Raw genomic sequence first — 24,569 nt, 5'->3', positions numbered from 1 at the left:
TCCTTGCGGCGGGTTCAGCGCGGGCGCCAGGTACGGATCTCCAGATGGATGATCTGCGCGTCGGAATGGATGCGGCCGGTCTCCACGAGCCATTGGTGGACGGCGGCGGTGACGTCGCCGCCGGCCGCGTCGACGCGGCCGGCGAAGTCGGCGGCTTCGAAGCCTCCAGTGGCGGCCGCTCCGTAGGAACGCTCCTCTGTGTGGTCGGTGCGCTGGATGACGTCGCGGCGGATGCCGGGCGAGTCGGTGCGGGAGCCGGAGGGATGGAGGTAGCCGCTCCTGTGCAGGCGGACGGTGAAAGCGAGGCGCAGGTGCTGGCGGGCGGCTTCGGCGATCAGGGGGCGCAGGCGGGCTGAGCCGGAGGCGATGGCCTGGTGGCCGGCGCGTCCGGTACCGGTGCCGGTGGGGGTGATCAGGACGGCTTTGGTGCGCACGCGGGCGCGGGTGCCGGAGGTGGTGGTGCGGCGGGTGATGTGGGGGGCTGCGAGGGCGGCGAGTTCATCGGTGTCGGTGATGCCTGCACTGTGGACGGCGTTCAGGACGTGGGTGAGGGCGGGGACGAAGGCGGCGCCCTTGTGCCGGGTGTAGAACTGGGAGACCAGGGAGGGGTCGCGGCCGATGATGCGGGCGACGTCCCGTTTGGTCAGGCCTGCTGCCTGCAGTTGGTCGGTGAGGCGGGCTGCCTCGTTCAACTCCCTTTGCGCGCGGGGAGTGTTGGTGCGGCGGGTGGGCATTACCGGCTCCCTGCAGTGAGGGCGGTGCGTCCGGCGTCGCGCAGGGCCAGTAGGTCGTCTTCGGTGGTGGGTGCGGGTAGCGGGCCGGTGAGGTGGCCTTTGTAGAGGTAGTCGCCGGGCTGGCCGTGGTAGGGCCAGGGGTGGGCGGCGGTGAGGTAGAGGGCGTCGGTGCGGAAGGCGACCACGCTGGCCGCGGGTACGTGGAGGGCGCCGACGAAGGTGTCGTCCTCGCGCATGCGCTGGGACAGCAAGGCAGAGCGGGCGGAGGACCAGATGCCGGCGGCCCATTCGGGGTGGGCGTGGGGGTCGCGGGCGAATCCGGTGGGGCGCTGCCAGGTGATCGTGTCGTCGTCGAAGGCGATGATTTCGGCGTCGTCGGGGACGTCGCGCTCCAGGGTGCGGGGGGTGGTGCCGGTGACGGTGCGGGGGCGTTGGGCGAAGGCTCCGATGCCGTACAGGAGGATGGCGCGGACGGCGCGGGAAGCCAGGCGGGCGGCGGTGGCCTGGGTTTCGTCGCCGTGTACGGCTGCCTGGGCGGTGAGGCGGGCCCAGCAGTCCTTGAGTTTCTTGGACCAGTCGTCCAGGGGTTTGCCGTCGTCGAAGAGGATCCCGTCGAGGATTTCGATCTTCCACGGGGTGAGGGGGTTGGTGAGTGCGGTGTAGACCTCGGGGCCGCCGGCCCAGGTGGTGAAGGTGGTGCCGGGCTTGCTGGGGTAGTGCCAGGCGCGGTCGCCGGGGGCGGGGGCGGGCAGGATCCCGACGTGGTCCCAGGTGTCGGGGACGGTGACGCGGACGTGCCAGTGGCCGCAGCCGAAGAGTGCTTTGACCTGTTCTTTCTGTGACCAGGTGGCGAAGGTGGTGGCGGTGACGCGGCGGGGGATGCCCACCGCGGACTTCCAGGTGTGTTTGGCGTAGGCGAAGGTGCGGTCGTACTCGACGAGCGCGGGGAGCTGTTCGGGCACGCGGGGCGGGGTGATGAGTTCGGTGCGGCCCTGTCCGGCGGTGGCGTGGAAGAGGCCGCGGAGCTCTTCGGACAGGACCGGGTAGCCGTCCGCGTACTGGCCCCTGGCAGGGATGGTGCGGGTCCACAGGTCCCGGCCGGTCTGCGAGGGCGAGCCCATCACGACCGCGTCGGGCCAGTGCGAGCGCAGTACCCCCCACAGCAGGCGGAACGCGTCGCGCACGGTGGCCGGGTGAGCGCCGTCCACGTCGAACCACTCCCCCACCGACCGCAGTTCGACATGCTGGCCGCCCTCCCCGCTCTCGTCGCTGTGGGTGCGCTGGTAGCGGCCGACCGGGTGGCGGGGGTGGACGAAGTGTCCGGCGAGACGGTCCTTGCCGCGTCCGGTGTCGGTGCGCCAGCCCGGCGCGGGGGCGTTCAGCCAGGCGGCCACCGCGTCCTTCAGGTAAGGGTGGCGGGGCGCATCGCGGTGCCAGGGGTCGCCGCCCGTGATGTAGATCCGCTCGGCTCCTTCGGGGACTGCCTGGAAGACCGCGTCCAGGATGTCGCCCGCCGAGCCGCTGCCCAGCGCGAGTTGCAGCGTGCGGTCGCGGTGCACCAGCACCCCGCTTGCGGCGTCCAGGAAGACGGTGGAGCGGGACTGCTGGGTGAAGTTGGGGTGCGTGGAAGCCAGGTTCGGGGTGTGGGTGAACCACCGCTCCCCCTCGGGCCCATCCGGTACCGACGGCAGAACGCGGGGGCCGCCCCTGCGCGCGGGTGCTGCCAGGGCAGTTTCAGTGGCAGCTGCAGCAGGCGCGGCGGCCGGGGCATCATCCGGTGGTGCGGACGGCTTCTGCGCGGCGGCGGGCTGCGCGGCCGGGACGGCGGCCGAGGCCTTGGCCGGTGTCAGTGCCGGGGCGGGGGCGCCCGGCACATCGTCCATCTCCTGCGCTGTCGGGGCCAGTTCGTGAGCGGTCTCCTGCTCCTGGGGCGCCGGCGGGGCCGTGGCGGACAGTGCATCGGGGGCGAGGGCGGGGACGAGAGCGACGACTTCGGCCAGGCTCAGTCCGGCGGCCGGTGCGATCCGTTCGGCCTTCGCCTTGCCGTGTGCCGCCAGCGCGGCGATCCTCTTGGCTCGTTCAGCCTCCAGTTTCGCGACTGCGGCCTGCGCCTTCTTGATGTCGTCGCGCAGGGTGCGCAGCTCACCGAGTGCGGCGGTATAGGTCTTGGCGTCCATCACGATCCTTGCGCGATACAGGTCAGCCGGCCGCGGAGGAACCGGCGGGGACATAGGCGATGGCACCGCCCGAGTGTGAGACAAGACGGGTTCCCAGCAGCAGCTCGGCGGCGGCCCGGTCACCGGATCCGCCATCCGTGAGGTGCGTGACGGGGCCAACAAGGTCGGTGACGTAGCCGGCCAGAACAGCGTCGGGGAACCGGTAGCGTCCACGGTTCCTTTCCCAGGTCTGCACTTGCGTCAGGACCGCGACGACGTACCCGGACAGGGTGACGGGCAGGACGCCACCCGCAGCGACACTCTCGGGGTCGCAACGCCACCAGCCCTGGAGTGCTTTGAGGAGGTCGTCCGGCCCCAGCGCGGCGGAGAATCCGATCCACTGGCGTGCGGGTTCCTGGACCGGCTGGGCCACGTTGACCCGCAGCACTGCCACTTCGCGAACCTTCAGGCGGTGCAGGGGGGCTGCGGGGCGGTCACGGAGCTGCTGGACCGCGTCCCAGGGCACCATCACCCTGTTTCCCCTGCTGCTCAGATCGGGCAGTACTTCGGCGTGGACCAGGCGGCGGAAGGTGGTGACGGCGCAGCCGAGTTCGCCTGCCGCCTGCCCTGTCGTCAAGAGCATCCGTCCCGCCCTCCGTATGCAATCAGATATGTGATGAGGCTATCCAAAACTCGTGGAGGGTGCAAGCGGCATCAGATATCCGATTCCGGCATCAGGAGTTGCTCCTGCCACGCAGGTCGCCGTCCCGGCGCGTGCCGCATGTCAGCTGGCGCCGCCGGACAGGAACGGGCCGAGCGGCGTCGCCATACAGGCAGGTTTTCGTCCTTGCCGGGTCAGTTTCGATCAGTTGTGGTCGGCGGGAAATTAGGCGTGAGCTCCGCCGTAAGAGAGGCGTGACACGAAAGCGCTGTCGCTGACCATGAATGATCTGGAGCCTGAATGACGCTCTCCGAGGGGACCGAGGGCCTCGCCGTCGTCGCTGGCGCGGCCGCGGCGCGGTCCTGGTTCCGTGCTGCGCGCCCGCCCAGGAGGCGGAGCTGCGCCGCGGTTGGCAATGGCGGGGGCACCCCTGTGGGTTCCGCACCGCGGCTTCTGCACGAGTGCGGGGCGCCGGAGGCAGCCTGGAGCACTCTGCGCATCGGCGCGCGCCTGAAGGGGCGCACCTCATGCTAGAGACAGGCTCCTCCAGCCATTCCTCTTGGTCCTCCGAGGAGGTGGATGAGTGGTTCGAGGCCAACTACACGGCGTGCATGACCCAGGTGAGCCGCACGCTGTGCCGCAAGTTCCCCGACCTGCTCGGCCACATTGAGGAAATTGCCCAGGAGGCGCTCTACCGCACGCTGCTGGCCTGGCACAGCGGCCGGTTCGGGGCTGACCGCGACCCTCTCCCCTACATGCAGACCACGGCGCGCCGGCTCGCGGTGGACGCGTTCAGAGCCAAGGAACGACCGTGCGAGGGGAGCACTTTACTGCGGCTGGCGGAGCTGAACGAAGCGGCCGGCCGGGAGACGGAAATGCCGGTGGATCCGCTGCAGGACATTGTCCGGCCTGCCATCGCGCGTATGAAACCTACTCAGCGCAAGGTCGTGGCGCAGCGGCAGAGCCAGGGCAGGGATGAGGACATGATCGCGGCCGACCTGCAGATCCCGCGCCAGCAGGTCCGCACCTTCAGTAGCAAGGCGGTCGGCGAACTGCGCGAGATGGACGGGGTCAAAGCCCATGTACGGCCGCGGCACCTGCAGAAGAGCCGGCGTGGGGAAGAGGAACCAGGTGAGTGATGTGAGCAGGAATGACAACAGGGGCGGCACACCTGTGGGACCGGTGGCCTCGCCCCGGCTCGCCGCCCTGCTGTCTGAGCTGAGGGGGCCGAAGGACTTCTGGGACCGCCCTGACGGGGACTGGGCACATGGTCAAGTGGGAGGCGGTGCCGACCGGCAAGAGGAGCTGCGTCATGCCAACTCCTGTTATCGGTTGGGCACGAAGGCTTTGCGCAGGGGTGATCTGAGGCGGGCGGAGAACTGGCTGCGCCGTGCGTGCGCCGACAGGCATCCGGGAGCAGCGTTCCGGCTGGCGCTCGTGCTGCACGGGAGAGCTGATGCTGCGGGAGTGGACGCCTCCCGCGGCGAGGAGATCACGGAAGCAGTCCGCAATGCGGCCCTGTGGGGGCATGGGGACGCCCGGTGCCTTTTGAGGGAGGAGGGCTGGCGGCTGCCCTACGGGTGCCTCCCCTTTGGCGGGCGCAAGAACGCCGTCGAGGAGGACCCGGAGTTCACTCCGGCCGTCCGCGGAATGCTGGATGCACTCCGGTGCTCGGCCATGGCTGCCCCGTCGGCGCGCCCCGCCGTGGGGGCCACGACGGCCGATCCACGTTCGAGCGGTTCGAAGACCGGGGAGTCTGTACCGGGGTGCAGCAGGTGGTCGCCGGCGGCGTTGCGGCCCGCAGCCTTGACCGACATGGTCCAGCAGATGCCGCGGGAAATCCGGCCTGCGCGGCGGTGGCAGTCGGTGCTGCGGGTGCTGGACGTGCTCGACGTTCTTGGTAGCGCGGACGGGTCGGTCAGTGCCGAGAAGATCGCCCGGACAACCAGCCTGCCCCACCGCGTGCTGCAGCGGCTCCTGCTGTGGCTGTGCGAGCAGGGCATGGCGCAGATGCTCACCGACGGCGCATACGCCGCCGGGCCGGTGCTGTTGGTGCTCCGCAGACAGCAGCCCCAGCAAAGCACTCGGGCGCTCCAGCAGGCATTGGGGGCTCTGCGGGACGCGGTGGGTGCGGCCGTGTACGTGAGCAGCTACACCGACGGGGAAGTGACGATCTCCCAGTGCGCCGACGGTCCGGCCACGCCCAAGGTCAACGAGTGGGTCGACTTCCGTGCCTCCGCCCATGCCAGTGCCGTCGGCAAGAGTCTGCTGGCCCAGCTTGACTTCGAGGGGCGTATGGATCATCTCTCCCGGCGCAGGGCGGTGCGGCTCACGTCTCGCACCATGACCGATCCCAAGGTGCTGTTTCATGCACTCGACGCGTACGGGCCTCAGGCAGCCCAGTTCGACCTACTGGAATATTCCACCCGTGAGCTGTGCGTCGCTGTGCCTCTCGGGTTTGCCGGCCATGTGGGCTGTGTGGCCTTGTCCTTGCCGGTGGGCCAGTCGCAGCGGCTCACAGCAGCGGCTCATATTCTCAGTAGCCGGTCGACAGCTCTGTTGTTGTCCCTGCTGCTCGCCGCCGGCCCATCGGACACGCTGCCACGGCGGGCTGAGGCCGATGCGGCCGGGCTTTGCATGGAAAGAGCGGCGGGTCATGTTCGGCACGGGCCTGCCTTTGTGCCGGTCGATCAGGCCGGGCTGCCGCGCGTCCCGTCGGACCGCAACGTGGCCCTCCAGTTGACCTTCCCTGGTCCGGGCACTGTGCAGCCGCCCCTGCTGGGCAGTCCTGCTCCTCGTGCCCGCCATCTCGTCAGCAGCGGACCTTGATCCCGGCGCGGATGCGTCGGCTTGGTGGCGCCCGGAAGCCGGACGGGTCGCTGTCCACGGACGGTCCGGGTCTCACGTTCCGTCGCGTCCGGCTCCGCCTGCCCCGGCTTTGCATCCGACTGTGGAGGGGCGGCGGTTCGAGGGGGCGGACGTCAGCGGTCTTTGTTCACCAGAGCAGGACGCCCGGGGGAAGCAGGTTTCGTATCGCGGGAGTGGTCCGGGCCCACGGGGTGGACGAGGTCGTCCACCCACGCGACGGCCAGGTCGAGGGGCAAGTCGTCAAGGCTGGCGCTCTCCTGCCAGTGCACAGGATCTGCCGTCTCCAGCGAGGAAGCCGGCGGGTGTCCCTGTCCACGGACCCACAGCTTCACCTGGTATCCGAACGCCCAGGCGTCCTGGGCGGCAGGGAAATCCCAACTGTGAGCCAGGGACCAAGAGCCGTAGTGACCGCTCTGGCCCAGAGGGTGGTCGGAGTTCGCGATTCCCCAGCGCAGTGCCTTCAGGTGCCTGTGGACCAAGAGGTGGAGGCGGCCGGGCGCAGTGGGATTGATGCTGCGGCGGGCGCACGTCGTGCAGCGGGCTGTGCGATGGCAGACGGCGCTCAGGGTCGGTTTTGGGTCGAGGTCGCTCTCGCAGATAGCACAGCGGGATCGCCAGGGGGCATCCGCCCGGCCCGGGTAGGAGGCGAGGGGTTCGAAGCCATGGGCCAGCATGCTGGCGACAGCTTCCTGTTCGTTCGGTTCTGCGGTGGCCTCGAGTCTGCCTGCACGGCACGACCAGCACTGGTGGCCATGGGCACGGACCGCGGCAAGCGGGGGCAGGCCGACGTGGCCGCAGCGGCTGCAGCGTGCAAGCCAGGGATATACCTGGAGGCCCGGATAGTCGACAAGGGGATGCAGACCGGCGCGCTGCATGGCCTGACGAGCCGTGGCAGCGCCGACATCGTGTCCCCCGCAGGCGGTACAGCTGGCCCGGCCGTTGCGTACGTGGACCAGTCGCTTGGTCTTGACGGCGCCGCACTGCGCGCAGCGGCAGACCCATGGCTTTCCCGCGCCGGGGTAGTCGGCCAGGGGAAGCCATCCCTGGTTGAGCATGACCGAAGCAGCTTCGGTGTGGCCCCGTCTCAGCGTCCGGGCGATCTTGTGGGACCAGCAGGTGCCGCTGCAGGTGCCGCCTCCCTTGTTGACCACGTCGCTATAGCGGGGGGCGCTGATGCCTCCGCAGGTCAAACAGCGGCAACGCCAGCGCTGTTGGGTACCGGGGAATGGTTCCAAGGGGCGAGCTCCCCGGTCCAGGAATGCCCGGACGGCGTCGGCTTCGGTGACCCTGCGTGGCGCCATGCTTCCCCTGTCTTGCGGTGTGCCCCGTCCGTCCGCCGGGCCGGCTGCCGGCGCTGCACTGGACGGGCGGTTTCCCTGCGCGCCTTCCGGGTGCACGGCACCAAAGCAGCGGGCCGGCGGGCCGCCCGTACCCGTGACATTGTCCCGTTCCAGGGCAACCAGCGGGCCGGGACTGGCGAACTTCATTCCTGCGAGGCGCTCTGCGGTCCTCAGATTTGCGTGTCGCGCCTGGAGCGGATTGTGCACCGCAGTGCACCGGCCGGACCTGCGGGTTACCCGGAGCGCGAGTAACCAGGGGCGCGCGCCTGCATGTCACAGGGCCTCAATTTTTTGCATCTGCACGTGCAGGGAAGCGGATCAGGCGAGTCCGTTCATCCTTTCACACCACCCTTGAGGGTGAACTGACGTAACTATCGACGTCGTTACGCCCATACACATCACCGCCACTTTGTGAAGCGAGGACAGTTTTGAGTACCGTTCACTTTCGTTTTTGATCGAATTGTCTTCACTCGACATCAACCCTGCAAGCTTTTTAGCGTATCTACTCTCAAGTAGGGGAAATGGCTGCTGGAGGGCTCTAGTTGACTGAGTGTTTTGCGTGGCGGCAGGACGCTCATCTTGCCGATACGCTGACGCAGGAGGGTCCGAAGAGTTAGGTTCCTTCAAGCAAAGGTCCGGCGCGCCAGACGCGGCGGGCCCCGGCGCGGGTGCAACCACGACGGGGCCCTATCGGACAATCAACAATCCCGGCTGGGAGATTCAAATGACCGTCCGACCGATCCGAGGCGTCTTCAACTTCCCCTCGGCTTCTCGCGAACTTACCACTCGGTGCTTTGCCCTTCCACAAACGGGTGGGGTGCGCGCGCTGGACTTCCACGCGCCCCTGAGCCTCGTCCTCGTGGTGGTCATCCTCGTAGTGGCCGTGCACGACCCGGCAGCGGCCGTCGTCGCGGCATCGGTACTGCTGCCCACAGCGACCGTCACAGGTCACTTCGCCGTGCGCTACCTGCGCATCCGCCAGGACTGAACCCGTCCGGGAGGCCCGGTCGTCTGCGCCGGGCCTCCCCACCGCCGTCTGCGGGCAGCGCAGCCTTATCACCGTGCGGCAGCGGCACGCCCACAGCCCGGCTTCCACGCCAGCCGGAGGAGAAGACACCGATGAGTACATCAACACGTCCTGGCCGGTGCGGTTTTTGCGGGCGCAGGCTCCGCCAGCACCCCGGGCCCGGACGCCCTCGGCGCTACTGCAACACGGCTTGCCGCAGGCGCGCCCAGCGCCAGCGCGACGCGGCGGAAGCCCGAGCGGCCGGCTCGACTGCAGGAAACAGCAGAACGGCCCAACTGCAGCACCTGGTTGCTCAATTGACGGCTGCGGAGCGGCAGCATCTCTCCTTGGGTGTCCTGCTGGAGCTGTCGGTCGGCATTGAGGACCAGGCTCGGCGCTATGCGGCCACAGCCGCTCTGCAAGCGCTCGGGCTCGATGGCGGCCGGGGGAAGACCGTCGGGCCGGAACCTGCGGCCGCGGACTGTCGACGAGACCCGGTACAGGTGGAGCGTCTGTCCACAACGAACCCGCCGGAACGCAGGGGGGCGGCGGCGAGTGCACGCCTGGGAGCGGCCCTGACCCAGTTACAGAGCCGCTCGCACGTCTCGCTGCACGATGCCGCGTGCCGGATCGGCCTCGCGCCCTCCGACATGGTCAGGATTCTGTCCGGTGCGCACGTACCGCCGTGGCCGGTGGTGCACATGCTCACCATGGCTTTCCACGGGGACCCTGCCGAGCTGCGGGTGCTGTGGGAATGCAGCCAGGGCCAGGTGCACTCCGCGCGCATGTCTGCCGAGGGCGCGGCCGGCGATCTGGCAGCGGCCCTGCGCGGGCTCCACCTGGCAGCCGGCTGCCCGCCCCTGGAGCAACTGGCGCACGGCTATGGCCTGTCGGCCACCGCCGCCGGCCTGATTCTGGCCGGCCGTCTCCTCCCCGACTGGCCTGCCACTGCCCGCCTGGCCTCTGCCCTGGGAGGCAGCCCCAGCGACGTGTACGTGCTCTGGCGGGAAGTGCACAGCGCTGTCATCGCCCTGTACGGGTCCTTCCCCCCTCCGCAAGACCCCGCGCCGCCCCTCTCCGACGTCCACGACAGGAAAGACCTGTGATGCCCCGCACGCCGGCCCGGGTCTGTTTCCCCATGCCGAACCCGCCGGACGACGAGATGCGGCGCCTGCTCCAAGCGCCGCGCCGCGCCCCCTCGTCCACCGAGCATCTCGGCGTCGAGTTCCAGGCGTTCTGCCACTCGCGCCGCCGCCCCTATCTGGCCTACGCGCGCATGCGCGCCACCGCCACACCTATGGCAGCCCGCTGGGTGGAGACGGCGTTCACCGAGCTCGCCGGCCTGTGGCCGAAAGCTCTGCGCACCGACTCCCCCAGCGCGGTGGCCTGGTACGTCCTGGGCAGTGTGATCGCCGCACACCACCGGCAGGACGGCGATCTCATCCAGCATGTATGGCAGCGCCGCCAGACAGACGCTGTGCTCCTGCACCACCGGCTGGGACTCCCGGCAGAGACCGCGGCCGAGCTCATGGGCATCGGCGCCGTCGACATCGCCGTGCTCCTCACCAGCGCGCGCCGCGAAATGCGTGCCGCCGGCGGCACGCATCGGCGCGCTCTCCGCCCGTAACAGCACGGGCGCATTTTCTCTCCCCGGCCCAGGCCGTAACTCACCCCTGTCCCTCGAACGTGGTCTGGTCCATCCGCCAACGGCCCGTCTACCATGGGCGGTTCCGATCGCGCGAGGCTGGCCGGGGGACACTGATGCGCCGGGAGAAATCCATTTCATCCATGATCAACGTGGAGACACCCAGCGTTGCACGGATGTACGACTGGCTACTGGGCGGCATCGAGAACTACGCCGCGGACCGTGCGGCCTGCGAGGACCTCCTCAAAATCGCCCCCAGCAGCAAGACACTGGCCCGCAACAACCGCCGTTTCCTGCAACGGGTGGTTCGCGTCCTGGCCCAGGACTACGGGATCCGCCAATTCCTCGACCACGGATCAGGGCTCCCCACGCAGGACAACGTCCACCAGATCGCCCAGCGCGTGGCACCCGACTCCCGTGTCGTCTACATCGACACCGACCCCATCGTGCTCGCCCACGGACGCACCACCCTGGAGGAGAACGACCAAACCGCGGTCATCCAGGCAGACATGCGTCACACCGATGCCATCTTCGCCGACCGTCAGGTCCGCTCCCTCATCGATTTCGATCAGCCGGTGGCAGCGCTGTTCGTATCCGTGCTGCACTGCCTGCCCGACGAGGACGACCCCGCCGGTCTGGTGCGCTCCGTCGCCCAACGTCTGGCACCTGGGAGCTTCCTGGTGGTGTGCCAGTTGGTCAGCGATCATGAAGAGGTCCGCGCGGGAGTTACGGAACTGATGCGTGTAGCCACCCACGGCACCTGGGGCCGCGTACGCACCACGCAGGACGTCCGGGACTACTTCGACGGAATGGACCTGCTGGAACCCGGACTCGTCGACGTCGTCGACTGGCGACCCGACCCCGGCCTCACACCCCGGCGCAGGGCAGACGACTGGGTGGAATGGGGCGGCGTCGCACGGCTTTGAGGCTCTGGCTCACTACGGCAGCAGACCGGCCCGACGCGCGTACCTGCCGTAGGCCGTCCTCAGCAGGTCCAGACTCTCCTCCCGGGGTGCAGCGGCGCCGCTCACACGGGCCAGGACATGCCGGTACTGCTCGATTTCGGTCGGCCTGCTGATGTACATAGCGCTGTCGATGTGCTCCACATACACCAGTTCAGCCGGCCCGCCGTCACCGAAGGTCAGATGCGTGATGGGGTAGCTGGGCGCGTAACTGGCGCTGCTCTCGAACTCCACGATCCGGATATTGACCTTCTCGAAGGTGGCCATCTGCAGGAGGTAGTCGAGCTGCTCGCACATCACCTCCGGACCACCCATCGGCCTGCGCAGGACTGCCTCGTCCAGCATGGCGACGATCAGAGGATGCTGGACGCTGTGCAGCACGCGCTGGCGGTCAAGGCGCAGCTGTACCCGCCGCTCGATCTCCGACGGATCCGCACCCGGCATGCCGTTGGCGATGATCGCCCGTGCGTAGGCCGGAGTCTGGAGCAAGCCAGGCACTACATGGTTCTCGTACGCGGAGATTTTTGTTGCCGCGCCCTCGAGACCGATCAGGCGCTTCAGCCAGTTCGGTGTGAGGTCGCTGTACTTGGACCACCAGGCATCGTCCTGCGCCAGCCGGAGCAGAGCCTCCACCTCGTACATCTGCTCGCCGTCGTAGACTTCGTAGAACCGGACGAGGTCGTACACATCGCGAGGCTTGGGCGGACTCTCCCCCCGCTCCAGCCGGCTGATCTTGGACACCGACCCGCGGATCACCGGGGCGACATCCCTCAGTGCCAGACCGCGCTCCTTGCGCAGTTGCCGCAGGAACTCTCCCAACAACCGTGCAGCCGACTCCGGCTTGGCGCTCGAAACGGCCTCTGGCAACAGACGCACCGTCGATTCATTCAGTCGTGCCGAACCGTCGGACATACCCACTCCCTGGGAAACCAGCGCAGAGACGCCAGTTTCCCAGAACGAGCCAGGCATGTCCGACGGATGCGCTCACCCGCCCAGCAGGAGTCAGGCCGTCAAGTAGTCGAACTCCCCGCCCTTGGCACCCTTCACGAACGCACTCACCTCGTCCCGCGTGTAGACGAGTGCCGGCCCCTGCGGATCGCGCGAGTTACGGACCGCGACCTCCCCGCCGGGAAGTGCCGCCACTTCAACGCAGTTTCCCTGCGCACTGCTCCAAGCGCTCTTCACCCACACCGCGCCCGTGATCTCCTCAGCAGACACACCGTTGCCGTACTGCATGCCACGACCCCTCTCGCTCGACGACCGGACTCCCCACCGCACGGAAACGGCACCAGGCCACCCGCACACGGACCACGACGCATTACTGCCTCCCACGGGATGAAATCCCATATGCAATTGCACGGGGGTGGGCTCGACCAGATGCTAGGCCACAGCACACAGTCGAGGGAGTCCCCCAAAAGGGTTCTCCAACAGCAGGATTGACCAACTGAACGATCAGGACGCGGTGCTGTGGCGGATCGTGGACCTGGGCGCACCAGCGACCCTCACGCCATGAGGAACACAACCATCTGGACGGGCCAACGGCCCCGCCTGCCTATACGAAGCAGGCGTAGCGTGCATTGCTCCGACGCAACCGGCCAGGTGCGCTAACCGCTGAACCTGCTCGCGACGAGCGCAGTCAACGTGCTGAACAGCTGATGTCCGTGTTTAGTGCCGAGGTCATCGAACAGGGAGCGGGCCATGACGGCCCATGTGACGGGGCTGCGGCACGCACCCATCCAACCGCCACAACCACGCTGTGCGGCTCATGCGTTCGCCGGTGCCCTCCCCGCTCGGCGGTCCCACGGCACTGCGAGTGTCAACCCCCGAATGCGGCCGCGATCCACTCTTCGCCCACAGGAGGCACAAAGAAGTAACCGCCGCCCTTTGTAAGGATGTACTTGGCCATGGCCTCACCTTCCAGGCGCCTTTGGGCTGCCTCAAAGCCTGCTTTCAGATCGCGTTGAAAGCAGGAAAAGATGAGACCAGTGTCTTCACTGCCTCGGTTGTAGCTGTAGCTGCGTCGGACCAGCGGCGGAGGGGAGTGCCTGTCTGGCGCTACGAGCCGCACATGGGAGTCGAGTGGCGTGACTCTGCCTTGCGGGTCAGATGCGAAGTCCGGTTCTCCTTGCGCAGGAGTACCGTCCAGCCATCGCCCGTCCCGCCGGCGGCCAATGACATGCTCTTGTTCGGCGATCGAATCTCTGTCCCACAGTTCCGTGGCAAGTCGCACGATCCTGACGACTTGATAGCTGCCTCCAGTAGCCCAAGGCGGCTGACCAGGAGATGGCCTGATGATAGCTCGGTCGGCGATGTCCGAATCGCTGGTCGGGTTCCCGAAACCCTCAGCGAAGTGGAAGGGGTTCTGAGTGAGGCTCTTATGGTTGTCGATGCGGTTTTTGGGCCTGAACCCGTCGATTTGCCAGCGCGTTCGCCAAGCCGTCGCCTCCATGGCGATTTTTTCGACGGCATCAAGGACAACCGCGGCGGAGTCTCCGGTCACCTGCACCAGTGCGTCTCCATGGGAGCCCTCAGGTTCTAGCACGTCACCTGGAAAGGCAGGCATTTGTTGCAGGCCGAGCGGTCGTGGCAGGTTGTCGGGAAAAACGGTGCTGCCCAGAGCCAGCCACGCGCGCACCGTACCGGTGGAGGCGGTTGTAACGACGCGATGCAGCTGGCGTACTGCGTCCATGGCCGACGAATGACCTTGACCGGCTCGATCGACGGCCATCACCTGTGTGTAGCTACCTGGCAGTAAGTCCCGCAGAGGCGATGGAAGCTTCTCCGCTGGGGGCGTTGGACTCCGGCGGCTGACGACGTCGGCTATGACAGCCCCTGTTCCGCCAGCCCCAGCCATCACCATCGCACCAAGCAGCAGATCGCGCCGTGTCATGGCGAGAGCTCTCCATGAATCAGGCAGGGACAGCTTCACTAGCGTGCAGCCTGTGGCCATTGCAGGGCGATGGTTGTGTCGCGGCCGTCCCAGACGTCGGGAACCACCACGGTTTCCGTGAACGTCTCGTAGGCCCAGTCATCGGTGCTGTCGGGTTCCCCTCCAAGTCCCGACACGAGGCCGCGCAGTGTCCAGCGCGGGCCATCGCAGCCAAGTATCTTGATGCGTTTTCTGGCCGGCTTCCCTGCCGGATCGGTCACGGGGACCTCAGCTCTAATTTCGACACCAACGGGGCCAAACCACTCGCTTGCGTCACTGCCCGTCGCGCGCATCCGGTTCAGCATCTGCTGTCGAATCTCCGCCCAGGATCCGGCCCGCTCCGAACTGAAGGCTTGCAGCTGAATCGCCGTCGGCCCCTGGATCACGGTGACCGCAAGAATGGTGTCACCGGCATACATCGGCTGGAGTTCAAAGCCGTCGGAAGAGGGGACTCTCAATCCTCCCAGGTCAACACGCTCAAGTCGGGGCGCTGCCTCTTCACTGGCGTCCCATGGTCCCACCTCCACACCACGCACAGGCGGCCGGATCTGGTCTCCGCCCTGCACTGTCTCCCGGCAAATTTCCTCCCCGATCTCGAAGAGATCATCGAGCTGCTGCCGGGACAACGAATCCTCATCGGCCATGGCGCACAACAGGCCCAGCATGCTCTGCAGCGTGAGCAGACCGCGTGCTTGCATTTCTCGGGCACCGGCAACGTCACCGAGAAGTGAATCGATAACCAGAGCCGCCTCATCGCGACTCAGACCTGTCTTCGTCAGGTTCACGGGGACCTGGGCCGCAGCGGATCTCCCCTTCTCCCGTCTGGCCCTGACCACAGACATGAGAGCGCTCAGGATGATCCAGCTGGGTGTCACCCGGTCCCAGTGTCCGAAGCCGGCGGACTCCACGCTCTCCGGAGTCAGTGCACCTCGCTGACGGAACTCATCAATAATCCTCTTCGTCGCGATTCGCACTTCAGTGGAGCCCTCTTCTGACACGTTGCCAGGTCCTTACCATGACGATTCCGATCACGACCAAGGTCTCTGCCGGGCCGTGGGCCCCGGGATGCTGAGGGCCGTCCACCATCTTGCCTGCTATCCCCGGCGCGGATCCAACATTGCTCCTACGGTTGATTCCCTCGTCGGCGAGTTCTTCGGTGACTCTCCGAGTGGTTCCTTCCTCGTCCTGCCAAGCCCCCGGCAGCCGGGGCGGTCTGTTGTAGCCCCCGCTCGGATCGACGAAATCTGGAAGATCTCCCGGATTCCGGGACACTCGGGCGGGGCAGTTGTGCACAAGGACCGGCATCGTGTCCGCGAGCACGTAGTAAGTGTGGAGGTCATCGACGGTCAGGTTGTATACCTGTCCGACCTCTGCGTGAGGGTGCACTGCGGTGATCTGGACCCAGGTGCCGGTGCCGGTCTGTAGCCATTGACCGGCCTTCAGTTCACCCGCAGGCACCCACCGGTGCAGCTCCGGCGACCAGAAGGGATGGCCGTCGGTCGCGGTGACCGGGGTAGTCCTGACGTTTCCTGCGCCATCGTTGACGGTGATATCAACGAGTTGTTTATCGCCTGTTCCCTCGATGAGAGCTGTTACGGCGCGGGGGCCTGAAGCACCGGTCTCTGGATCGGCGGCAATGACAGTGTCGCCAACTTTGATGCTCTGGATGGCTTTTGGGGTCCCATCCGCCATCAGGACCTGGGTGTCGGCGGTGAAGCTATTGCGCAGGCAGCTTTCGGCTGCGCGGGCGCCGGCCTTGGCTTCGACCAGCATGCCCAGGCCCTCGCCGAGCATCCCGGACATGCAGCCGGTCACTCCTGCGGTGGCTACTTGTCCCCAGTTGACCTTGCGTCCTGAGAGCCGCTGGGTAAGCCAGTCCAGTCCCCCGTCCATGAGGCCGCCGACTATGCATCCGGCAATCAGGGGGTTGTTGCCGGTGGGGTCGCTGTAGGTGGTTGGGGAGCTGAGGGCGTACTGGTAGAGGTTGGCGCCACCTGCCTGGCCGAGGGGGTCTTGGGAGATGAAACGGCCGGTGGCACTGTCGTAGTAGCGGTCACGGTAGTAGAGGAGACCGGTGCTGTCGTCTTCGCGGCCGGTGAAGGTGTAGGGGTTGGTTGTGGTCTGGCCTGATGCGATGGGCTGGCCTGCAGGGTCATAGGCGTACTTCGTGGCGATGGTGCCGTCGCTGTTGGCGAGGCCAAGGACGGAGCCGAGGGCGTCGGTGAGGTAGATCTGCGTCTGGCCGTTTTCGCTGCGGGTGAGGAAGTCGTCCAGTCCTGCGGTGGTGACGGTGGCGGTGGTGACTCCGGAGCTGTTCTGCTCGGCTGCGGGATTGGAGCCATCGGTGAGGAAGTTCCGCTGTGTGCCGCCAATGTTCTTTGTGGTGCGGTCTCCGAGGGGGCTGTAGCCGAAGGTGGAGTTCTGGCCGGTCTTGGCTAGGCCGGTGAGCTGGCCGCGGGCGTTCCAGGTGTAGGTGCGCTGGCCGTCGTTGCTGAGTTGGCCGTCGGCGTCGTAGGTGAAGGAGCGGCCGTTGAATGTCGTGATGCGGTTGTCCTTGCCGAAGACGGTTCCGGTCTCGGCTGCCGGGAGGGCGATGTTGGCCAGGGTTCCGGTCAGTCCGGTTTGGAGGCCGCGTTCATCGCGGGTGTAGGTGAGGTCGCCGATGGTTTTGCCGGCCTGGGTGTAGGCGATGGTTTTGATGGTGCCGGTGGTGTCGTAGCCGGTGGTTCGGGTGAATCCGCCGGGCAGCGCGGCGGTCTTTTCCCGGCCGGTCGCATCCAGTCCGAAGGCGATCTGCTGGGTTCCGGCGGTCAGGGTGGTGAGGATGCTGGAGCGGTCATAGCCGTAGGTGGTGGACACGCCGCCGGCGGTCATGAGGGTGCGCCGGTCGGCGTTGTCGTAGTCGTAGGTGACGGCGCCGGTGGGGCCGGTGGTCGTCTTGAGCCGGTCGTAGGTGTCGTAGGTGAACACCTGGTTGCCGGTCTGTGTGTCGGTGATCTTCTTCAGAAGGTCCAGGGAGTCGTCGTACTCGTAGGTGGCGGTCGATTCTGCCTGGCCGAGGACGTTCACCCCGTACTTGACGGTCTTGTTGCGGCCCAGAAGGTCGTGGTCGGCGGTGGCGGTCTTGCCGGAGCGGCTGACGGCCTTTGCGAGGTAGCCCGCCGGGTCGTAGCCGAAGGTGGCCTTGATGCCCAGGGGGTCGGTGGCGCTGGTGGGGCGGTCGGCCTGGTCGTAACCCCAGATGGTGGTGTTGTTGCGGGCGTCGGTGAGGCTGGTGAGGTTGCCGTTCTCGTCGTAGCCGAGAACGGTGTTCTGGCCCAGTGGGTCTGTGACCGTACGGGGCTGGTTCAGCGTGTCGTAGGAGATCGCTGTGGCGGTGCCGGCCGTGTCGGTGACGACGGCCGGTCGGCCGGCCGCGTCCGTGAACTGGCGGGCGGTGCGGTTCTCGGAATCCGTGACCGTCTCGACGTTGCCATACCGGTAGGTGTAGGAGGTGGTGGCGTTCGCGGGGTCGGTGACCGTTCTCAGCTGGCCTTGGGGTGTGTAGGTGTAGGCCGTGGTGCGGTTCTCGGGGTCGGTGACCGTCTTCGGATCGCCGTTGTCGAAGTAGCCGAAGAGGGTGGGATTTTCCAACGGGTCGGTGATTTTGGTGGGTTGGTCGAAGGGGCCGTCGAAGGTGGCGGTGCCGGACGTTCGGGCGTTGGGGGTGCCAGCCTGTTCGGTGGTCTGGGTGACATGGCCGTGGGCGTCGTAGGCGAGAGCGGTACGGCGTCCGTAAGGGTCGGTGACCGCGTCGACGCGGTGGTTTGGTCCGCGCTGGAAGGTGGTCTTGCGAGCCAGGGCGGTTCCGTAGGCGGCGGTGTCGGTGGTGGCATATCCGTTCGCGTCGAATTCGACTCGGCGTACCGCGCCGCCTGGTTGGGTGACGGTGGTGGAGGTGATCTGGCCGGTGCCGGTCTGGGTGTAGGCGAAGTCGTATGTCGCGCCTTCAGTCAGGGTTTGGTGCTTGACACGGCCGCTGCTGTCGTAGGTGTTGGAGAGGTAGGTGATGTTGCGGGCGTCGCTGGCGGTGGCGATCCGATTCGAGGTGCCGTCATAGGTGTAGGACATCGGCTTGCCGGCCGGATCGGTGACGGTCTTCAGGCGGCCTTGATCGTCGTAGATGTAGCCGGTGGTGCGGCCGGTGTTGTCACGGGCCGAGGTGACGCGGTGCTGAGTGTCGTACGTGAAAGTGATCCAGCCGCCGCCCGGTGTGGTTACCTGGGTGACTTCTCCCTTGTTGCCGTTCAGGCGGGTGATGTCGAGGGTGTTGCCGTGCCGGTCTCGGATCTGCTTGAGCAGGGCGTACTGAGGGAAGACCCACACGGTGCCGTCGCGGAACTGCAGCTCCCAGTGCCCATCATTGTTGACGATCTTGGAGCCTTGGAAGGCAGACGGTGTGTCCAGGGGTTCGAAGACGGCATCGCTAAAACCGGTGCCGGGCGAGGTGCGGGTGAAGTGAATCTTTGCGCCGCCGGGCAGGTAGAGGTCGACTTCCTGGTACTGCTTCTCCGAATGCAGCAGCACGTTGTAGGACAGGTCACGACCGATACCGAATGCTCTCTGGTGGGTGTCGCCCTGCCAGTACGTGCGCGAGATTTCCGCGCCGCCTAGAGGGTCGGTGACCGCCAGGTCGGTGCGGGAGTCGGTGAGCATGCCGGTACCCAGATCGACCGGGTCGCCGGACAGCCAGTCGATGGCGTCCTTGAGCCAGGACATGTCCCACGGCACCAGGTCGGAGATGTTGAACATGGCGCCGTGGAAGGCCCACACCCGTGTCTTTGAGTCGGGCACGACCTGGCGGCCGTCCGCGCTGACCTGGCCGTGGCCGTAGACGTACCAGCCCTTCTTAGCGGGGTCGTAGTCCATGAACTCAACCCGGCTGCCGGGCGGTTCGTGGGTGTAGTTCGGGTAGATGATCTGCGCGCCCTGCGGGAACACATAGGTTCCGCCGGGCTGCACGGTGAAGAACACCGGGACCACGCTGTGTGCTGGGAGCGGGAACGGGGCGCGGTCGAGGGCGATCGGTGTGATCCCGAGCTCGGTGACCGGCTTTCCGTGCTCGTCCCGCACGACCGAACCCTTGGGGATGCGGACTTCGAGACCGGGGATCTGTGGGGTCTTCAGGACGACTTCGGCTTTGGCCGGGGCGTCGAAGTGCACGGTGTGCTGGGTGTCCAGCGGTGTCATCCACACCGGGAATCCGAGATCGGTGCTCTGACCGGGACGGGGCTGGATGTGGATGTCGAAGCGGCCGTACTGGCGCTCCGCGGTATTGGCGGTGGCACCGTCGACGACCACCGTGGTGGCGTCCGAACTGATACCAGCCAGCAGGAACCGGCCCTGGACATCGGTGCGGACTGAGCGGGCGCCGATCCGGGCGGTGACGTTCGCCAGAGGCGTGCCGTCCAGTTTGAGGACACGTCCGGTCAGAGCCGTCTGCGCCGCAGGGGCCCGCAGAGCGGGTGACGCCTTGGGGGCGGCACCCCGGCCGGTGATCCAGTCACGTCCCGTGAGATTGTCCTTCGACGGCTGCCAGGCATCCGCGCCCTGCGGCACAGTGCCGGCGGCCTTCTCCCGGGGTTGGTCTGGTGGTGACTGCCGTGCTGCGGCGGCCTGCGGGCCGCTCGTCTTCTGGCCCGCGACGGAGGCCCGTTGTGTCAGGCCCAGGCGGTAGGTCCCTGTCGCTCGCGCTTCGGGGGCTACGGTGACGGTGTACGTACCCGTAGCAGGAAGGTCGGGTAGGTCGTAGGAAACGGTGCTGGTGCCCTTGTACTGCTCGTTGGCCAGCCATGCGCCATCCGGGCCCGCAATGGACAGGTACCAGGCGGAGGGCGGCGTGTCCCACGCGAGGGTGAGCTTTCCGCCGGCCGTACCGGTGAACGTGAAGTGGGCATTCTGGCCCGCGACAGCGATGGCGGCAGGCTGCCTGGCGCTGCCCGTGGCCAGAGCCCCGCCGTCCACGTCGGCGATCCGCGTCGCGGTCACCTGTCCCGAGGCCGGCTCATCGGGCCGCACCAGAACGCGGTAGGTGCCGGTCGCCAGCGGCGCGCGCAGGCTGACCTTGCCCGTTCCTTGCGAACCCATGTAGGGCGGCGACGAGCTGAGCGTTCCGTCCGGCGCCATCAGGGTGAGGTAAGCGCCCTTGGTGAGGGTGTTGCCGCTGAACGCGGTTGTCATTCCGGTGCCCTGCGTGGCCGGAAGAGTGAATTCCATCTGCTGGCCCGGCCTGTTGATCGTCGCCTGGGCCGTAGGCGTATTGCTGGTCAGCTGGCCTGCCGGTACGGGGGTCGACAGCCAAAGGGTCAGGCTGCCGGTTGCGGCATAGTCCGGAGTGATCGTCAGGGCATACCGTGCGCCGGAGGCCAGCCCTGACAGGTAGCTCGCCCGGGCTGAGGCGGTGCTGATCCAGGCCAGGGAGTTGCCGGCCCCGCCCGCGGAATCCACGAGCCGGATCTCTGCCATCTGAGGTAAGGAGTTGCCGGTTACGGCGAAGCCGAGTGACGTCGTGGCAGGGGCGGTGAATTCTGCTCTGATGCGCTGGCCTGGTCGGTTGACGGTGAGCGGCGCGGATGGTCCATCGGGGGCGAGGGTGACGCGGGCATCGGCCGACAGGGTCAGCGTCACGGTGCCAGTGGCTGCCTTGTTGGGTTCCACGAGAACCGTGTAGACGCCGGCTTCTGGCAGGTCGGCGAGCGCCAGGGCACTGCTCTTTCCGGCGGAGATCCAGCTGTCGGAGACAATCTTCGCTCCGGACGGCGTGGCCACGTTGACCGTGACGGCGTCGGTGAAGGTGTCGCCGGTGATGCCCAGCGCCAGGTCGTCGCCTATGGCCGCGGTGAAGGTAGCCCGTATCCGCTGGCCTGCTCGGCTGGCCCCTGCCGTCAGCGAGGGTCCGGTGGCTATGAGCGAGAGCGGGGTGTCCGCGGACAGGGTCAGGGTCAGGGTGCCTGTTGCTCCGCGGGCGAAGTCGATGACGATCTGGTAGGTGCCGGTCTCGGGAAGGTTCTGCAGGCGTAGCGCTGCGTTCCCGGCCGATTGGGCGTACTCGCGGTCCAGGATCTTTTTCCCCGACGGGGCGATCACGCTGACGTTCAGGTAGTCGGTGAACGTGTTCGCGGTGATGCCCAGGGAGAGGTTGTCGCCGCTCTGGGCGTTGAAGGCGGCTTCCAGGTCCTGTCCGAGTCGTTGCACGTTGGCCGTTGTCGGCGTGCTGCTGGTCGTCAGTGTTCCCGCGTTCAGTGGCAGGGACAACGTCAGGGACAGGGTTCCAGTGGTCGCAGACAGAGGTCTGATAGCGATGAGATAGGTGCCGGATACGGGCAGGCTGGGGCTGTCCCATTGGTCGGTGGCGTTGGCAGACACGCTTAGCGAGTCGAGGGGGCTGCCGGACGGGTCGCGGATCTCGGCACGGACGTAGGAGGGTGCGAAACCGGTCGCCACCGCTCCGAGCGAGATCCGCTGGCCCGCCTGCGCAGTGAAGCGGGCCCAGCCGTTCTGGCCCGCCCGGTCGATCCGGACCTGCCCGGCCGCTCCGCTCGCATCCAGCAGTCCAGCGTCGGCGTAGAGCGACCCGGTTGCCGTCAGGGTTCCCACGGCGCCGTCCACGGGGTTTGCGACGAGCGTGTACGTACCGGTCTGCGGGAGCGAGTCAATGCTGATGGAGCCCGTGGAACCGGGAGAGACGGTGGTGAAGGTGCCGTCGAGTTCGGCTCCGTTCGGCCCGTACAGGCGGGCCGTGACCGACTTCGTCATGCCGGACACGGCAAGGCCTGCGCTCAGCGACTGTCCGGACCCGCCCTCCAGCGTCCAGGTGGCGTTCTGCCCGGGCCGAGTCAGCTGTGTCGCGGACGAGGGACCCGTCAGAGACAGTGCGCCGCCGGCGGGATGGGACAGGGTGACGGACGCGGCGCCGATGTTGCCCGGCCCTGGGTCCACGATCAGGGTGTAGCGGCCAGCCAGCGGAAGCGTGCGGATGTCCCAGTCTCCGCCCGAGGCGCTCAGCGAGCCGAGACCGCCGACTTGATTGCCTTGAGGATCGATCAGGCGCAGCATCAGCGAGGTGTTGAACGTCGATGATGTGAAGCCGAAGCTGATGTCGTCGCCTCGTTCGGCGTCGAAGAGCACCTTGGCCTGGTGCCCTGGCGTGGTGATCGCGATCGATGGCGGATTCGGGTCGGTGACCGAGGTCGTGACGGTTGAGTCGTACTGCGCGTCTCCCGAGCTGAGAACCACGGAGAAGGAGGAGGTCGAGGTCGCCCGGCCGTCTCGGGTGGTCACCTCCACCGGTCCAGATGTCGCTCCCGGCGGCACGGTCACCTTCAGGGAGGAAGAAGCCGCCGCGGTGACCTCGGCCAGGCGGCCGTTGAATCGGACGGTGTTGTCGCCGGCCGTGGCCGCGAACGCCGATCCACTGATGGTCACTTGCGAGCCGGTCGGCCCGGAGGCCGGCTGCATCTGGGCGACGGTCGGAGCAGGAGCAGCAAGCGTGAAGGACTCGGTGGACTGGACGGTCTTGCCGCCTGCGGTCACCGAGATCTTGCCACTCGCGGCGCCAGGGGGGACTGTCACCACCAGCCGCGTCGTCGTGGCGGAGGCCACTGTCGCTGAACTTCCGCCGAGCGAGACAGCATTGCTCGCCGGGACGGAGGAAAATCCGGTGCCCGACAGCGTCACCTTGGCCCCCACTGCGGCGCGCAGCGGCACGACCGACAGAGCTGACAGCTGAGTGGAGGGGAAGCGGTCTACTCCCAGGCGGTTTCCGGCGGCGTCATAGCGGTAGCGCGCTGTCTCGCCGGCAGGGTCGGTCACGCCCACCAGACGTCCGGCGGCGTCATAGGCGTACACCGCGTTGTTCGTGGTCGGCGCTGCCGCCGCGGGCCTGTTGGCCTGGGGCTGCACAGACGCGGTTTTCTCCGTAGAAGGCGACGACTGTAAAGGTGGCGCTGGCAAGGTTGTGCTGGACTGCCCGGGCGGCGGCGTTGCCGGAGACAGCGGCATTGCCTCCGCCGACGTTGAACCCGCCATCAGTGCCAGTACCACGGCTCCCACGGCCAGTAACGGGCGTCTCCGATGGCCTGTCTTTGGCCCGCTTCGGTATCCACGCACGCGTCTTCCCCCCCGGATGGTCTTACCCCATACGACGTGCTGGGCCTCATTGTCCTCACTGAGGACGTCACAAGATACACAGCACAACTAGAGATCACCAGCGGAATATGAAATTTCGCCATGCCTCGCTCTGCCGAGTCCGGTATTCCGCTTATGGACCTCTCGCCGGCTAGGCGGCATCAGCGAGGGCAGCGAGAAAGAGCAGGGTTTCAGCCAGTCGGGGCACATCACCGGACTGGATCGATCTTCTCAATCGATATAAATCAGACCAGTCTGACTCTTCCCAGGATCGTTCCGCTCCGCGTGAAAATCCTATGGCCAGGCGGGCATCAGCGGAGGCTGAAGCGCTCCGCTTTCATAATTGGTTGAGCACTCCACGTGCCAATCGTTCGACCCCACGGATCGAGCCAGAGCGTCCAGGTTGTCTTGCGCTTCACGTCGATGACATGAAACACATTAACCTGGCCTGGACGTCCTGAAACCGACGCCTCAAACCCTAGAACAAGCCGATTGTCAGGCTCGCGCTCCGATCTTCGTGTAGGTGAGAGCATGACGATCACCCGTCGGCCATTCACGAATCTCGTGAGAAATAGACGGCTGTGACGGATCAGCATCGTCACAGGCAAGCGAGGGCGCAGGGGAAACGGAATAGTCCGTCTTCTATTTCTTCTCGCAGGGCCAGAGACAGGGAACTCGAAGGAGATAAATTGAAAAGAGAAATCGCACGCAGGATATCGGCGATAATGATCTTCGGTGCGGCAGTTATGACAGCCGCACCCGCAGTAGCAAAGCCAGCATCAGGGCTGGGTTACTACGCCTACTCCCCCGGAAGTAAGGCGGTCGCCATGGTTACGCCGAGCTACGCCTATGTCAGTCTGAAGCAGGTAAGAAGCGGAAAGTCACACGCCGACTATTACCGGGCAGCTGGCGGTAACGACCTTTATCACCTGTGGAACAAGAGCGGTGCCGGCACCACAGTCTGGAGCGACAGCGGCAGCACGGTCGGTGAAGCTCGGGTCTGCAATTGGGTCCCCGACAATGACGACGACTGCGGCGATTGGGAATATGACTAGTCGATAGCGACCCGAGGCGGGGGGCCCAATCGGCCCCCCGCTTTTCTC

Annotated in this window: 15 protein-coding genes; 7 read left to right on the top strand and 8 right to left on the bottom strand. The window is 66.8% G+C overall.

Annotated features, from left to right (window positions below):
* Positions 1–14 precede the first annotated feature (14 nt).
* Genes ACGF3I_RS25595 through ACGF3I_RS25585 form a run of 3 tightly spaced genes read right to left on the bottom strand, consistent with a single transcriptional unit; the run spans position 15 to position 3,533 of the window.
* The gene (locus ACGF3I_RS25595; protein WP_393135812.1) at positions 15–734 is read right to left on the bottom strand and encodes a helix-turn-helix domain containing protein; all 720 of its coding nucleotides are present in this window, start codon (positions 732–734) and stop codon (positions 15–17) included.
* Positions 734–2,911 carry a hypothetical protein gene (locus ACGF3I_RS25590; protein ID WP_393135810.1) on the bottom strand — a complete coding sequence of 726 codons (2,178 nt, stop codon included), beginning with the start codon at positions 2,909–2,911 and terminating at the stop codon, positions 734–736. Before ACGF3I_RS25590 ends, ACGF3I_RS25595 begins: the two co-directional genes overlap by 1 nt.
* A gap of 22 nt (positions 2,912–2,933) precedes the next feature.
* Positions 2,934–3,533: a DNA-binding protein gene (locus tag ACGF3I_RS25585; protein WP_393135808.1), complete on the bottom strand. Its 600-nt coding sequence runs from the start codon at positions 3,531–3,533 to the stop codon at positions 2,934–2,936.
* Between the two features lie 545 nt (positions 3,534–4,078).
* Here ACGF3I_RS25585 and ACGF3I_RS25580 point away from each other — a divergent pair.
* From ACGF3I_RS25580 to ACGF3I_RS25555, 6 genes are all read left to right on the top strand, one after another.
* Positions 4,079–4,690, top strand: coding sequence for an RNA polymerase sigma factor (locus tag ACGF3I_RS25580; protein WP_393135806.1), 612 nt, complete (start codon positions 4,079–4,081; stop codon positions 4,688–4,690).
* Between the two features lie 676 nt (positions 4,691–5,366).
* The gene (locus ACGF3I_RS25575) at positions 5,367–6,380 is read left to right on the top strand and encodes an IclR family transcriptional regulator C-terminal domain-containing protein (RefSeq protein ID WP_393135804.1); all 1,014 of its coding nucleotides are present in this window, start codon (positions 5,367–5,369) and stop codon (positions 6,378–6,380) included.
* A 2,196-nt stretch (positions 6,381–8,576) separates the two neighbouring features.
* Positions 8,577–8,747, top strand: coding sequence for a hypothetical protein (locus tag ACGF3I_RS25570; RefSeq protein WP_393135802.1), 171 nt, complete (start codon positions 8,577–8,579; stop codon positions 8,745–8,747).
* A gap of 365 nt (positions 8,748–9,112) precedes the next feature.
* Complete coding sequence (locus ACGF3I_RS25565) at positions 9,113–9,871, top strand: helix-turn-helix domain-containing protein (RefSeq protein ID WP_393135800.1); 759 nt, start codon at positions 9,113–9,115, stop codon at positions 9,869–9,871.
* The gene (locus ACGF3I_RS25560; RefSeq protein WP_393135798.1) at positions 9,871–10,392 is read left to right on the top strand and encodes a hypothetical protein; all 522 of its coding nucleotides are present in this window, start codon (positions 9,871–9,873) and stop codon (positions 10,390–10,392) included. Before ACGF3I_RS25565 ends, ACGF3I_RS25560 begins: the two co-directional genes overlap by 1 nt.
* 161 nt (positions 10,393–10,553) lie before the next feature.
* Positions 10,554–11,336 carry an SAM-dependent methyltransferase gene (locus ACGF3I_RS25555; RefSeq protein WP_393135796.1) on the top strand — a complete coding sequence of 261 codons (783 nt, stop codon included), beginning with the start codon at positions 10,554–10,556 and terminating at the stop codon, positions 11,334–11,336.
* A 12-nt stretch (positions 11,337–11,348) separates the two neighbouring features.
* On the opposite strand, the gene ACGF3I_RS25550 is transcribed toward ACGF3I_RS25555, so the two are convergent.
* From ACGF3I_RS25550 to ACGF3I_RS25530, 5 genes are all read right to left on the bottom strand, one after another.
* Positions 11,349–12,284, bottom strand: a complete 936-nt coding sequence (locus ACGF3I_RS25550; RefSeq protein WP_393135794.1) for a Scr1 family TA system antitoxin-like transcriptional regulator — start codon at positions 12,282–12,284, stop codon at positions 11,349–11,351.
* 90 nt (positions 12,285–12,374) lie between these two features.
* The gene (locus ACGF3I_RS25545; RefSeq protein WP_393135792.1) at positions 12,375–12,608 is read right to left on the bottom strand and encodes a DUF397 domain-containing protein; all 234 of its coding nucleotides are present in this window, start codon (positions 12,606–12,608) and stop codon (positions 12,375–12,377) included.
* Between the two features lie 580 nt (positions 12,609–13,188).
* On the bottom strand, positions 13,189–14,100 hold the full coding sequence (locus tag ACGF3I_RS25540; RefSeq protein ID WP_393135790.1) for a Dyp-type peroxidase: 912 nt from the start codon (positions 14,098–14,100) through the stop codon (positions 13,189–13,191).
* Positions 14,101–14,300: 200 nt separating this feature from the next.
* Entirely contained in the window at positions 14,301–15,299 is a 999-nt protein-coding gene (locus ACGF3I_RS25535; RefSeq protein ID WP_393135788.1) for a DUF3710 domain-containing protein, read from the bottom strand.
* A complete protein-coding gene (locus tag ACGF3I_RS25530; RefSeq protein ID WP_393135786.1) occupies positions 15,277–23,187 on the bottom strand; it encodes a polymorphic toxin-type HINT domain-containing protein in 7,911 nt (2,636 codons plus the stop codon). The genes ACGF3I_RS25535 and ACGF3I_RS25530 overlap by 23 nt, the downstream gene beginning before the upstream one ends.
* Positions 23,188–24,155: 968 nt before the next feature.
* On the opposite strand from ACGF3I_RS25530, the gene ACGF3I_RS25525 reads away from it, so the two are divergent.
* Positions 24,156–24,521, top strand: coding sequence for a hypothetical protein (locus ACGF3I_RS25525; protein ID WP_393135784.1), 366 nt, complete (start codon positions 24,156–24,158; stop codon positions 24,519–24,521).
* The last annotated feature ends 48 nt before the right edge of the window (positions 24,522–24,569 follow it).

Source organism: Streptomyces sp. NPDC048111 (assembly GCF_043202815.1).
GTDB lineage: Bacteria > Actinomycetota > Actinomycetes > Streptomycetales > Streptomycetaceae > Streptomyces.
Note: the sequence above shows the minus strand (reverse complement) of the source record. Positions and strands in the feature narration are given on the sequence as shown.